11 protein-coding genes are annotated in these 13,339 nt (G+C 57.9%); 8 read left to right on the top strand and 3 right to left on the bottom strand.

The features are described from left to right. Positions 1 to 61 precede the first annotated feature (61 nt). Positions 62 to 1,720, top strand: a complete 1,659-nt coding sequence (gene flgK, locus BJP61_RS13715; protein ID WP_171998554.1) for a flagellar hook-associated protein FlgK — start codon at positions 62 to 64, stop codon at positions 1,718 to 1,720. A 14-nt stretch (positions 1,721 to 1,734) separates the two neighbouring features. Then, the gene (gene flgL / locus BJP61_RS13710; protein ID WP_161579236.1) at positions 1,735 to 2,697 is read left to right on the top strand and encodes a flagellar hook-associated protein FlgL; all 963 of its coding nucleotides are present in this window, start codon (positions 1,735 to 1,737) and stop codon (positions 2,695 to 2,697) included. 82 nt (positions 2,698 to 2,779) lie between these two features. Here the strand turns inward: flgL and BJP61_RS13705 are convergent, their stop codons facing one another. Further along, positions 2,780 to 4,015 carry an MFS transporter gene (locus BJP61_RS13705; RefSeq protein WP_171998553.1) on the bottom strand — a complete coding sequence of 412 codons (1,236 nt, stop codon included), beginning with the start codon at positions 4,013 to 4,015 and terminating at the stop codon, positions 2,780 to 2,782. A 116-nt stretch (positions 4,016 to 4,131) separates the two neighbouring features. Between BJP61_RS13705 and BJP61_RS13700 the strand changes: the two genes are divergently transcribed. After that, positions 4,132 to 5,070, top strand: coding sequence for a LysR family transcriptional regulator (locus BJP61_RS13700; RefSeq protein WP_075192695.1), 939 nt, complete (start codon positions 4,132 to 4,134; stop codon positions 5,068 to 5,070). A gap of 66 nt (positions 5,071 to 5,136) precedes the next feature. On the opposite strand, the gene rne is transcribed toward BJP61_RS13700, so the two are convergent. Next, positions 5,137 to 8,334, bottom strand: coding sequence for a ribonuclease E (gene rne / locus BJP61_RS13695; protein WP_171998552.1), 3,198 nt, complete (start codon positions 8,332 to 8,334; stop codon positions 5,137 to 5,139). 567 nt (positions 8,335 to 8,901) lie between these two features. On the opposite strand from rne, the gene rluC reads away from it, so the two are divergent. Together rluC and BJP61_RS13685 are read left to right on the top strand one after the other, a co-directional pair. Beyond that, positions 8,902 to 9,855 (top strand): 23S rRNA pseudouridine(955/2504/2580) synthase RluC, encoded by a 954-nt coding sequence (rluC, locus tag BJP61_RS13690; protein ID WP_038863612.1) that lies wholly within the window; start codon positions 8,902 to 8,904, stop codon positions 9,853 to 9,855. Between the two features lie 123 nt (positions 9,856 to 9,978). After that, positions 9,979 to 10,695 carry a DUF3053 family protein gene (locus BJP61_RS13685; protein ID WP_038863611.1) on the top strand — a complete coding sequence of 239 codons (717 nt, stop codon included), beginning with the start codon at positions 9,979 to 9,981 and terminating at the stop codon, positions 10,693 to 10,695. Positions 10,696 to 10,751: 56 nt separating this feature from the next. On the opposite strand, the gene BJP61_RS13680 is transcribed toward BJP61_RS13685, so the two are convergent. Further along, positions 10,752 to 11,339, bottom strand: a complete 588-nt coding sequence (locus BJP61_RS13680; RefSeq protein WP_038863609.1) for a nucleoside triphosphate pyrophosphatase — start codon at positions 11,337 to 11,339, stop codon at positions 10,752 to 10,754. A 140-nt stretch (positions 11,340 to 11,479) separates the two neighbouring features. Here BJP61_RS13680 and yceD point away from each other — a divergent pair, with 140 nt between their 5' ends. From yceD to plsX, 3 genes are all read left to right on the top strand, one after another. Further along, the gene (yceD, locus tag BJP61_RS13675) at positions 11,480 to 12,001 is read left to right on the top strand and encodes a 23S rRNA accumulation protein YceD (RefSeq protein WP_038863608.1); all 522 of its coding nucleotides are present in this window, start codon (positions 11,480 to 11,482) and stop codon (positions 11,999 to 12,001) included. A 51-nt stretch (positions 12,002 to 12,052) separates the two neighbouring features. After that, positions 12,053 to 12,226 carry a 50S ribosomal protein L32 gene (gene rpmF / locus BJP61_RS13670; protein WP_004385196.1) on the top strand — a complete coding sequence of 58 codons (174 nt, stop codon included), beginning with the start codon at positions 12,053 to 12,055 and terminating at the stop codon, positions 12,224 to 12,226. A 72-nt stretch (positions 12,227 to 12,298) separates the two neighbouring features. Beyond that, a complete protein-coding gene (plsX, locus tag BJP61_RS13665) occupies positions 12,299 to 13,333 on the top strand; it encodes a phosphate acyltransferase PlsX (protein WP_071603699.1) in 1,035 nt (344 codons plus the stop codon). Positions 13,334 to 13,339: the final 6 nt, after the last annotated feature.

The following is a 13,339-nucleotide window of genomic DNA, read 5'->3' as shown; positions in this document are numbered from 1 at the left end:
TCTTAAGCGCTGCCGATAATTATCGTCAGGACCCGCGTATGAATGTTCAAAAGGAACCTCCATGTCCAGTAGCTTAATTAATAGCGCCATGAGTGGCCTGAGTGCGGCGCAAACCGCACTGAGCACGGTGAGCAATAACATCTCTAACTACAACGTCGCAGGCTATACCCGCCAGACCACCGTTCTGGGGCAGTCTAACAGCACCATGACGCAGGGCGGCTGGGTCGGCAACGGCGTGTATGTGTCCGGTATTCAGCGTGAATATGATGCATTTATCACGAATCAGCTGAACGCGGCGCAAAACCAGAGCAGCGGGTTAACCACCCGTTATGAGCAGATGTCGAAAATCGACGATATGCTCTCTGGCACCACCAATAACATCTCTACTACCATGCAGGATTTTTTCAAAAGCCTGCAAACGCTGACCAGCAACGCCGAAGATCCGGCGGCGCGTCAGACCCTGCTCGGTAAAGCCGACGGTCTGGTCAATCAGTTTAAGGTGGTGGATCAGTATCTGCGCGACCAGGATAAGCAGGTCAATACGGCCATTACTTCCAGCGTCCAGCAGATCAACAACTACGCCACGCAGATTGCGTCGCTGAACGAGCAGATCACCCGCCTGACCGGCATGGGCTCCGGCGCATCGCCGAACGATCTGCTGGATCAGCGCGATCAACTGGTGAGCGAGCTGAACAAAATCGTCGGCGTGGATGTCTCCGTTCAGGATGGCAACACGTTTAACGTCACGATGGCGAACGGTTACAACCTGGTTCAGGGCAGCAAAGCCAGCCAGATTGCCGCCGTGCCGTCGAGCGCCGATCCGGCGCGCACCACGATTGCGTTCGTCGACAAGATTGCCGGCAATATTGAGATCCCGGAAAAACTGGTGACCAGCGGTTCGCTGGGCGGTCTGTTCGCCTTCCGTTCTCAGGATCTCGACCAGGCGCGTAACAACCTGGGCCAGCTGGCGCTCTCTTTTGGCGATGCGTTTAACAAACAGCACGAAGCGGGCTTTGACGCCAGCGGCGACATCGGTAAAGCGTTCTTTAAGCTCGGCGATGCGGCGGCGATGAGCAATACCCGCAACACCGGCAGCGCTTCCCTGACCGCGACCATCACTGACAGCTCGGCGGTGAAAGCCAGTGATTATCAGATGGCGTACGACGGCAGCAACTGGAAAGTGACGCGTCTGTCTGACAACGTCATCGTGAACGCCACGCCGACGACCGACGGTTCGGGCAACCTGACCGCGCTGGAGTTCGACGGCCTGAAGATTGACATCACGGGCGCGGCGGCCAACAAAGACACCTTTACCATCAAGCCGGTGAGCAACGTCATTATCAGCATGGACGTGGCTATCCATGATGAGTCGGAAATCGCGATGGCATCCGACGCGGCATCGGGCGAGAGCGACAACCGTAACGGTAAAGCGCTGCTGGATCTGCAAAACAGCAAAACCGTCGGCGGCAGCAAAACGTTTAACGATGCCTATGCAGCGTTTATCAGCGACGTGGGTAACACCACCAACACGCTGAAAAGCTCCAGCACCACCCAGACTAACGTGGTAACGCAGCTGACCAACCAGCAGCAGTCCATTTCCGGGGTCAACCTGGATGAAGAGTACGGCAACCTGCAGCGCTATCAGCAGTACTACATGGCGAACGCCCAGGTGCTGCAAACCGCGTCCACGCTGTTTGACGCCCTTCTCCAGATTCGCTAACAGGGAACCGAACAATGCGTATTAGTACTCAAATGATGTATCAGCAGAACATGCGGGGCATTACCGAATCGCAGAGTACCTGGCTGAAATACGGTGAGCAGATGTCCACCGGCAAACGCGTTAACCGTCCGTCTGACGATCCGATCGCCGCCGCGCAGGCAGTCGTGCTCTCCCAGGCGCAGGCGCAGAACGACCAGTACACCCAGGCGCGTACCTTCGCGACCCAGAAAGTGTCGCTGGAGTCGAGCGTGCTGGATCAGGTGACCAGCGTCATCACCTCCGCCCAGGAGAAGATTGTCTATGCCAACAACGGCACGCTGAGCGACACCGACCGCGCGTCGGTCGCGACCGATCTTCAGGGGATGCGCGACCAGTTGCTGAACCTGGCGAACAGCGCTGACGGTAATGGCCGCTATATTTTTGCGGGCTATAAAACCGATGCGGCGCCGTTTAGCGGTACGGCGGGCAACATCACGTACAACGGCGGCACGGACAACATCACTCAGCAGGTGGATTCCGCACGTACCATGGTTATCGGTCATACCGGCAACCTGGTTTTCGACCGCGTCACCAGCAACGCCACGCCGGAGCCGGACGGCTCGCCGAGCGAAACGAACCTGTTTAAAATGCTCGACTCCGCTATCGCAGCGCTGAAAACCCCGATGGAAGGCGCGGACGAAACGACCCAGCAGGGCCTGCTGGACGCTATCTCCAAAACCTCGCGCGGTTTGAGCAACTCGCTGGATAACGTCGGGACGGTGCTGGCGGAAGTGGGTACCCAGCTTAAAGAGCTGGATAACCTGGATGAGCTGGGCGCGGAACGTACGCTTGGTCAGACCGAGCAGATGAGTAATCTGGTGGATGTGGACTGGAACTCGGCCATTTCCTCTTATGTCATGCAGCAGGCGGCGCTTCAGGCTTCCTACAAAGCATTTAGCGATATGCAGGGTATGTCGCTGTTCCAGTTAAACCGTTAAGGTTTGTCGATTTGAAGCATGTCATGAAACTGGGCATGCTTGATGTGCCCGCTTCATCACCCCGAAGCGGGCTTTTTTTTGCTTAGCGTTCCGCCACCGGTTTCGCCGCGAACCCGGCCGGACGCGTTTTCTGCGTCAGGCGAATCACCAGCGCCACGCCGCTTGCGAGCGTTGCCAGCGCAACCACCGCAGGCCAGCCGCCAAACGCCCAGGCTTTACTGCCGAGCAGCGACCCCAGCGCCATCCCCACAAACACGCCGGTAAAGAGCAGGGCGTTCAGACGCCCGCGCGCTGTCGGCTCCAGGCTGTAAACCAGCGTCTGGTGCGCCACCAGCGATGACTGCAGGCCTAAATCGAAACCGACCGCCGCCAGCGCAATCACCAGCAGTTGCATGGAAGGCGTCAGCAAGGGCAGGGCAAACATGGCGGCAAAGGAGAGCATCACTAACAGGCTGCCGAGCTGGGTAACGCGCGCCGGGCCGAAACGGTCGGAGAGCGCGCCGGAGAGCGGTGCGGCCAGCGCGCCAGCTGCGCCTGCGAGACCAAACGCGCCCGCGACCGCGCTGCCCATGTGAAACTGCGCCTGAAGCATGACTGCCAGCATCGACCAGAACGCGCTGAAGCCAATCGACAGGAAGCCTTGCGCCAGGGCCGCGCCGCGCAGGGTCGGGTAGCGTTTCCACAGGCCGCCCATTGAGTGCAGCAGAGCCGGATAGCTGAGGGTCGCGTGCGTTTCAAAGCGCGGCAGGACGCGCCACAACACCAGGCCGGTCAGCGCGATGCTGGCGGCAGCAAGCTGATACATTACCCGCCAGCCGAAGGCCGCGCTGATAACGCCGCTCACCGAACGGGAGAGCAGAATGCCAAGCAGCAGGCCGGTCATCACCGTACCGACGATTTTTCCCTGCTGACCCGCAGGTGAAAGGATGGCCGCGGCGGGGACGATATCCTGCGCCATCGTCGCCATCATGCCCACTAACAGGCTCAGCACCAGCAGGCTATGCAGCCCGTCGCTGAAACTGTAAAGCGCGAGCATTACGGCAAGCGCCAGGCATTTGACCAGGATGAGCGTGCGGCGGTCGTGACGGTCGCCCAGCGGCAGCAGAAACAGAATGCCGAGCGCGTAGCCCGCCTGTGTCAGCGTCGGGATAAGCCCCATGCCGTCGACGCCGAGGCGCAGATCGCTGCCAATCAGCGGCAGGATCGGCTGCGCGTAGTAAATCGAGGCGACACTCAGGCCGGTCGCTATGGCCAGAATCAGTATTAACAGCCGTGAGAGCCCAGGGGCGCGGTATGCAGCATCGTTATGGTTATTCATGGTGAAACCCTTGTGAGTAATCAGTACGGGTTGATTGTCAGCGAGCGGCGGCTGGCGCGGTAGAGGCCGACATGATAAAACGGTTATACGTGTAACGTATAACCAGTGAAAAAACTATGGGCATTGAGCGTATAGATCGGGTGGAGCTGATGCACACCTTTGTGCGTATTATCGAAAGCGGCTCGCTTTCAGCCGCCGCCGTGCAGATGAATACCACCCAGGCGACCGTCAGCCGCCGCCTGAAGTCGCTGGAGGATTTACTGGGCGCGAGGCTGTTGCTGCGCACCACGCACGCCATGAAGCTTACCGATGACGGCGAGCGCTGCTATCAGCACGCCCGAAGCGTAATGGCAAGCTGGCAGGCGCTGGAGGATGAAATTAAAAACGCGGAAGGGGAGCCGGTCGGCGTACTGCGCGTGCGGGCGCCGCACGCGTTCGGACAGGATCAGCTTATCGATCCGCTGACCGGCTTTTTAAACCGCTATCCGGGCCTGTGCGTGGAGTGGATGCTCAACGATAAATCACCGGATTTTATCGGCGATAATATCGACTGCGCGCTGCACGTCGGGCCGGATGTCGACCCGTCAGTGATAGCCGTACAGCTCGCTGAAGTGCCGCGCATCGTGGTGGCGTCGCCTGCGCTGCTGGAACGCCGCCCGGCGGTGAACACCCTTGACGATCTTGCCGCGCTGCCCTGGGTGGCGCTCAGTACCTTTTATCGACGCGAAGTCGCGCTCCAGCATACGCAAAGCGGCGAACGGCAGGCGTTCGCGGTAATGCCGAGGCTCAGCTCTGACAGCCTGTACGCGGTGCGCCGCACTATTCTTAACGGGCTGGGCGCTGGCATGGTTTCCGCATGGGTGGTGGAGGACGATCTGCGCGAGGGGCGGCTGGTGCAACTGCTGCCGGCGTGGCAGGCGCCGCCGCTGCCGGTTTATCTGCTCTACCCGTGGGCGCGCTACTACCCGGCGCGGCTGCGGCGGTTTCTGGAGTTGATGAAAGCGGTCATGCCGGAGCTGGCAGGGATGCGGCGGGTCCCGGCAGGCGGGGCGTAACAAAATATAGCGGGAAACAGGCAATAAAAAAGCCGGTCAGAGACCGGCTTTTTTGTGCGGGGAAGATTACTCCACCGGCTGAGGGCGTGTCGCAGGGGCAGAGGCCTGATGGGTGGCGCTGTGGCCGCCCGCCGAACCTTTACCGCTGAACTCGAACGCCGGACGTACCCAGTCACTGTGACGCGGCGGTTCCGGAACATATTCCGGCGCCGGCGCGCGGGTCATCGGCGCGGAAGCGACTTTCGCGGCAGCGAAGGCCACGACAGGCGCTTTCACTTCTTCTTCCTGCGCTTTCGCGACAGGGGCAGCTTCCGGCGCTTTCACTGGCGTTTGCGCGATAGCGTCCGGCTGAGGTGCCTGGGCTGGCGTGCTTTCTGCGATGGCAGCAGCGGCATCAGCGGGGGCAGCGTCGTCGGCAACCGGTTCATCAGACGCTTCATCCGCCGGAACGGCTTCCTGAGCGATCTGTTCCGCGACCGGCGCATCCTGCGGTTCAATCAGCTGCGGCTGCGCGTCAACAGGGGCTTCGATGGCTTCCGGATGGGTGGTTTCCACCACCGGCTCCTGCGGCGCAGTCTCAACCACTGACGGCTCAACCACAACGGCTTCAGCAACCGGCTCAACCGGCGCTGTCACGGTCTGGGCTTCAGCGACCGGCGCGGTGTTCTGCTCCGGCGTCTGCTGCTCATCCTGTTCCTGCGCACGCGGCAGCGGGTAGCGGATCCAGACTTTACCTGACGCCATCTCCGGCGACGCGCACGCGACGGTCAGCGGCATCGGCGACTGGGTCGGGTAGCGCTCGTCACGGTAGCGACGACGGCGTTGACCGCTGACGCGCAGGTGACGCGGAGAACGACGGGAGCGACGCGGCATGCCCGCATTTTCGCTGCCTGTCTGGGCGCTGTCATCGGTCGCGGCTGGCGCCTCGACGTTCGCCGGCAGCGCCAGGGGAGCCGCCTCTTCACGCGCTTCGGCGACAGGCGCCTGGGCGTCAGTCTGTTCGATAGCCTCAGAAACCGACTCGATACGCACTTTCTGGCTCAGCTGGCGCGGTTTACGACGCGGCATCACCTGAACAACGCGATCTTCCTGTTCGGTCTCTTCCACCGCCTCGTCACGGTTCAGCGCGCTGACTTCCTGCTGCGCCTGACGTTTCTCATCAGAGCGACGACGGTTGCGATCGCGGCGGGACGGCTGCTGCTCATCACGGGCTTTGGACGGTTTCTCCGCTTCTTCAGCCACGACCGGCGTGCGGGTTTCACGCGCGTCGGCGTTCTGCTGCTGTTTCTCGCGGCGGTTGCGGCGGTTTTCTTCGCGCGCTTCGCTGTTGTCACGGTTATCGCGAGTGTCGCGGTTTTCACGAGACGGACGCTCGCCGCGTTCGCCACGGTCGTTACGGTCATTGCGATCGCGACGGTTGTTCTGGCGACGGCCGTTACGACGTTCCTGCTGCTTATCGTCACGGTTTTTCGCTGGCTGCTGCTCCGGCTCGCTCGCGGTCGGTTGCGGCTGCGGTTCGCTGGCGAACAGGCTCTTCAGCGCGCTGATAGCGCGGCTCAGGAAGCCTTCTTTCGCAGGCTCAGCGGCTTTCGTCGGCGCTTTCGGTTCGGTAGCGGCGGCTTTCGGCGCGCTGGCCTCCTGCGGCACTGGCGGTACGTCCGGCATCACGAAGGTGGCAAGCGCCGGCTGCTCAGGACGTTTACGCTCGGCGTATTCATCTTCAGACGGCAGCGCCATCGCTTCTTCATGCAGCTTCGGCAGCATGTAGCTCAGGGTGTGGGTCTCTTCGCCTTTACGGACGCGCAGTACGGAGTAGTGCGGAGTTTCCATCTGATCGTTTGGCACGATCACGCAGCGCACGCCGCCCTGGCGCTTCTCGATGGCGGTAATCGCTTCACGCTTCTCGTTAAGCAGGTAGGAGGCGATAGGCACCGGAACGATAGCGTGGACTTCCTGGGTGTTCTCTTTCAGCGCTTCTTCTTCAATCAGACGCAGAATGGACAGCGACAGGGATTCGTTATCGCGGATAGTGCCGGTGCCGCTACAACGCGGGCAGACGTGATGGCTGGATTCGCCAAGCGACGGGCTCAGACGCTGGCGGGACATCTCCAGCAGGCCGAAGCGCGAAATATGGCTAATCTGGATGCGCGCGCGATCCTGACGCACCGCTTCGCGCAGACGATTCTCTACCGCGCGCTGGTGGCGTACCGGGGTCATATCGATAAAGTCGATAACGATAAGACCGCCCAGGTCGCGCAGGCGCAGCTGGCGGGCGATTTCATCCGCCGCTTCCAGGTTAGTATTGAACGCCGTCTCTTCGATATCGCCGCCGCGGGTGGCGCGAGCGGAGTTGATATCGATGGCGGTCAGCGCTTCGGTAGTGTCGATAACAATCGAGCCGCCGGACGGCAGACGCACTTCGCGCTGGAAGGCAGACTCAATCTGGGATTCGATTTGGTAATGGCTGAACAGCGGGATTTCACCGGTGTAGAGCTTAATTTTGCTGCTGAAATCCGGACGACCCAGCGCGGCGATGTGCTGGCGGGCCAGCTCAAGCACTTTCGGGTTATCAATGAGGATTTCGCCGATGTCCTGGCGCAGATAGTCGCGGAACGCGCGCACGATAACGTTACTTTCCTGATGGATAAGGAACGGCGCCGGGCGGTTTTCTGCGGCTTTCTGGATGGCTTCCCAGTGCTTCAGGCGGAAGCTTAAATCCCACTGCAGCGCTTCGGCAGATTTGCCGACGCCCGCGGTGCGCACGATAAGCCCCATGCCGTCAGGCAGCTCCAGGCTGGAAAGTGCTTCTTTAAGCTCAGTGCGATCGTCGCCTTCGATACGGCGAGAGATACCGCCCGCACGCGGGTTATTCGGCATCAGCACCAGGTAGCTGCCTGCGAGGCTGATAAATGTCGTCAGCGCCGCGCCTTTGTTGCCACGCTCTTCTTTATCGATCTGAACGATAACTTCCTGGCCTTCGCGCAGAACATCTTTAATGTTCGGACGACCATGGGAGGCATAGCTGGCGGGGAAGTATTCGCGGGCGATTTCTTTTAAGGGGAGGAAACCATGTCTTTCGGCGCCATAATCTACAAATGCGGCTTCGAGACTGGGTTCAATGCGGGTAATTTTGCCTTTGTAGATGTTCGCTTTTTTCTGCTCGTGTCCAGGACTTTCGATATCCAGGTCGTACAGACGTTGCCCATCCACGAGGGCGACGCGCAACTCTTCCTGCTGAGTTGCGTTAATTAGCATTCTTTTCATCGTAACTTACTCGTTATTCTTACATTGACGACAAAGCTGCGGGCATGGTGACGCTGACCGGGAGAGAACCGATGGCCTCGTGACTGTTCGCGCCGTCAACCTCCCGGTTGTCGAACGCTTAAGAGGCGCAGAGTGTCGGTAGCCTGTATTTCAGGTGGAAATACAGCGCAATTATCAGAGGAATGACCGGGATTGTTTCTCCGGAAGCTTCCCTTTACCGGCCAGGCTGCAACCCGCAGCCCGCTAACTGCCTGAAAGTTCAACACGTCTTACGCCATTGCTGCGTGGAAGGACTAGCAGGCAAAACTGGTAATTCCGCAAAATTCCTTGTCTAAACAAGTCTCAACACGGAAAACAGTCGCATTATTCCATTGCTAAGCTTGATATAGCAAGCTGACTTTTGCCCTTTGCCATCGACTTACTCACAGTTTTTTAACTTCTTGTTCATCTGTTCCACCGAAGCGGCGACGAAATGAACTCATTAGCTGTGCGAATCGATGAGCTACTCAATATAAGCATATAAAAATGTGTGGCGCTACGGTCATCCGGTATTTAGAATCGCGCACCATGAAAACAGAGACGCCATCCGTAAAAATCGTTGCCGTTTCCGCCGATCAGGCCGGGCAACGTATCGATAATTTTTTGCGCACGCAGCTGAAAGGCGTGCCCAAAAGCATGATTTACCGCATCCTGCGTAAAGGTGAAGTGCGCGTGAACAAAAAACGCGTGAAGCCGGAATACAAGATTGAGGCGGGCGATGAAGTGCGTATTCCGCCAGTTCGCGTCGCCGAGCGCGAAGAAGAGGCGGTTTCGCCGCATCTGCAAAAGGTTGCGGCGTTAAGCGACGTCATCCTTTATGAAGACGACCATATCCTTGTGCTGAATAAGCCGTCCGGTACGGCGGTGCATGGCGGCAGCGGGCTGAGCTTCGGCGTGATCGAAGGGCTGCGCGCCCTGCGCCCTGAGGCGCGTTTCCTTGAGCTGGTGCATCGTCTGGACCGCGATACCTCCGGCGTGCTGCTGGTGGCGAAGAAGCGCTCTGCGCTGCGTTCGTTACATGAACAGTTACGTGATAAAGGGATGCAGAAAGACTATCTGGCGCTGGTGCGTGGTCAGTGGCAGTCGCATGTGAAAACGGTGCAGGCGCCGCTACTGAAAAATATTCTGCAAAGCGGCGAGCGCATCGTGCGCGTTAACCAGGAGGGGAAACCCTCTGAGACCCGCTTTAAGGTGGAAGAGCGTTTTGCGCACGCCACGCTAGTGCGCTGTAGCCCGGTGACGGGCCGTACGCATCAGATCCGCGTACATACCCAGTACGCCGGGCATCCGATCGCCTTTGACGATCGCTATGGCGACCGTACCTTCGACGCACAGCTCGCCGCGACCGGCCTTAGCCGCCTGTTCCTGCACGCGGCGGCGCTGCGTTTCGAGCATCCGGGCACCGGCGAGACCATGCGCGTTGAGGCGCCGATGGACGATGAGCTTAAGGGTTGTCTGAAAGTGCTGCGTGCGGGCGGCTGACAGCCTCCCGAATGTGGTAGTTCTCGCCAGCCATTCCCGCGCTGCGTTGTGAAATGCACTATACTGAACACCCGGCTTCGGCCGGGTGTTTTTTTATACATATACAACCGCATGGAGATAAAAATGGCCTGGTTACATTCCCGGACATGGAAACGTGTTTTCTTTACCCTGTTTCTGACAGGCATGGTGTGGCAACTCGCAGGGTGCGATAACGACAAAGAACCGGAACAGCGTAAAGCGTTTATTCAATTCCTTCAGACCCGCATTCTGCCTTCTGAGAAGTTGTCGGTTCCGACGCTGACTGAGCAGGAAAAAGAGAGCTTTGGCAAGTACGCTGACGATTACGCCATTCTGAGCGATTACTCCAATGAAATGACTACCGCGTTCTCCGGCAACGATCAGGCTATGCGTCAGATGCGCGGTGTGACCAGCGCGAAAGACATGGTGGAAAAACGCGATACTATCGAGAAGTCCCGTAAAGAAGTGGGGAACATCGAGTCGAAACGCGCTGATACTATGAAGAGCGTGGAAGACCGTTATTCTAAACTGAAACAGCCTGACGACCTGAAAGCGGTCTTTGACCAGGCTTATCAGAAAACGGTTGTACGTCCTAACGCGCTGTTGACCCAGACTCTTTCTCTGACTGACGCCATTCTTGGTCAGGCGCTGGATATCGGCAACTACCTGAACAGCCTCGGTAATAAAGTGCAGTATACCGGCTCGATGGCGCAGTTTACCGACCAGAAACAGCTGGATCTGTTTAACGAAAAACTGAACGCGATGCGCGAAAAACAGCAGGAACTGCTGACCGTCGCGCGTCAGCTGGCAGGCATGCAATAAGCCGCAGCCTTGCGATAAAAAAGCCCTGCGTTGCAGGGCTTTTTGCTTTCTGATGCCTAGCGGCGGGCGAGGGGATCGACCCCTTCGCGGCGGAGCATTTCGCACAGACGAATTAACGGCAGGCCTATCAGCGTGTTCGGGTCACGACCGTCGAGGCGGTCAAAAAGCGTAATGCCGAGCCCCTCGCTTTTAAAACTCCCCGCGCACTGCCAGGGCGTTTCACGATGCAGATAGTTCTCGATTTCCTCATCGCTCAGCGTGCGAAAATGCACATGGAAAGGCTCGCAATCGCATTGCTGCTCGCCCGTCGCGCTATTATAAAGCGCAAGGCCGGTATAAAAGGTCACTACCTGGCCACTCGCCTGACGCAGCTGTTTAAGGCCGTTTTCAAACGTGTGGGGTTTGCCGGTAATGGTATTATTCAGCACGCAAACCTGATCGCTGCCAATAATCAAATGCCGGGGATATTTCTCCCGCAGCGCTTGCGCTTTTTGCAAAGCCAGCCTTAATACTAATTGTTGTGCGGTTTCATCCGCGTATGGCGTTTCGTCGGTCTCAGGCGCTGCGGTTTCAAACGGTAAACCCAGCTTTTCTAACAGGCTACGGCGAAACGGCGACGTGGAAGCAAGCACAATTGAGGTCATATTTTTCAGGGAAAGATAGCGAATCGATGAGCGCTATTTTAAACTGTCGGCCGCAATGTGTGCGAATAAATGGTAAAAGGTGTTTCAAACCCGCCTTTTTCTTTGACTCTATGACGTTACAAAGTTAATATGCGCGCCCTATGCAAAAGGTAAAATTACCCCTGACTCTTGATCCGGTTCGTACGGCTCAAAAACGCCTCGATTACCAGGGTATCTATACCCCTGAACAGGTAGAGCGTATCGCCGAATCTGTGGTCAGTGTGGACAGCGATGTCGAATGCTCCATGTCGTTCGCTATCGATAACCAGCGTCTCGCCGTTTTAAAAGGCGATGCAACGGTTACGGTAACGCTCGCGTGTCAGCGTTGCGGTCAGCCGTTTAGTCATGTTGTTCACACAACGTATTGCTTCAGCCCGATCTCTAACGACGATCAGGCAGAAGCACTCCCGGAAGCGTATGAGCCGATTGAAGTAAATGAATTCGGCGAAATCGACCTGCTGGCGACGGTGGAGGATGAATTAATCCTCGCCCTGCCTGTAGTTCCGGTGCATGATTCTGAACACTGTGAAGTGTCCGAGGCGGACATGGTCTTTGGTGAACTGCCTGAAGAGGCACAGAAACCAAATCCATTTGCCGTGTTAGCCAGTTTAAAGCGTAAGTAATTGGCGTTTCCCGCGCGAGCAGGAATAAGCCGTAATTGAGGAGTAAGGTCCATGGCCGTACAACAGAATAAACCCACTCGTTCCAAGCGCGGTATGCGTCGTTCTCATGACGCGCTGACCGCTGTCACCAGCCTGTCTGTAGACAAAACTTCTGGTGAAACCCATCTGCGTCACCACATCACCGCCGACGGTTACTACCGCGGTCGCAAGGTTATCACTAAGTAATCACGCGCAAGCGTGATTGAGCTTAGTGCGCTTTCCCCGCTCCAGCGGGGATAACCGTAACCTGGCGATATCTTGACACCTCTAACCCTGGCGTTAGATGTCATGGGCGGGGACTTTGGTCCTGCCGTGACAGTGCCTGCAGCATTGCAGGCACTGAATTCTGATCCACATTTGCATCTTCTTTTAGTCGGCGACCCCGACGCCATCACGCCATTACTTGCCAGAGCTGATTTTGAACAACGTTCACGGCTGCACATTATTGCGGCAGAATCGGTTATTGCCAGTGATGTCCGTCCTTCTCAGGCTGTGCGCAACAGTCGCGGCAGCTCCATGCGTATCGCGCTGGAGCTGGTGAAAGAAGGGCGTGCGCAGGCTTGTATCAGCGCTGGTAATACCGGCGCGCTGATGGGGCTTGCCAAACTGTTGCTTAAGCCTGTCGACGGCATTGAGCGGCCTGCGCTGGTGACGGTGTTGCCGCACCAGCAGAAGGGCAAAACGGTGGTGCTGGATTTAGGCGCCAACGTGGAATGCGACGGTACGATGCTCGCGCAATTTGCGATTATGGGCTCGGTGATGGCGGAAGAGGTGCTTGGCATCGATAATCCGCGCGTCGCGCTGCTCAATATTGGCGAAGAAGAGACGAAAGGGCTGGATAGCATCCGCGATGCGGCGGCGATCTTAAAAGCCGTACCATCGATGAACTACATCGGCTATCTCGAAGCCAACGAATTACTGACCGGCAAAACGGATGTCCTGGTATGCGACGGTTTTGTCGGTAACGTCACGCTAAAAACGATGGAAGGTGTTGTCAGGATGTTCCTTTCGCTGCTCAAATCGCAGGGGGAAGGAAAAAAACGGTCGTGGTGGTGGCTTTTATTAAAGCGTTGGTTACAAAAAAGCCTCTCAAGGCGATTCAGTCACCTCAACCCCGACCAGTATAATGGCGCCTGTCTGTTAGGATTGCGCGGCACGGTGATTAAGAGCCACGGTGCAGCCAATCAGCGAGCTTTTGCGGTCGCGATTGAACAGGCAGTGCAGGCGGTGCAGCGACAAGTCCCTCAGCGGATTGCCGCTCGCCTGGAATCTGTATTACCCAAGAGTGACTGAGCGTAC

This window comes from Cronobacter sp. JZ38 (assembly GCF_008932145.1).
In the GTDB taxonomy this organism is placed as follows: Bacteria; Pseudomonadota; Gammaproteobacteria; order Enterobacterales; family Enterobacteriaceae; genus Cronobacter; species Cronobacter muytjensii.
This window is presented reverse-complemented; position numbering and strand designations above follow the sequence as displayed.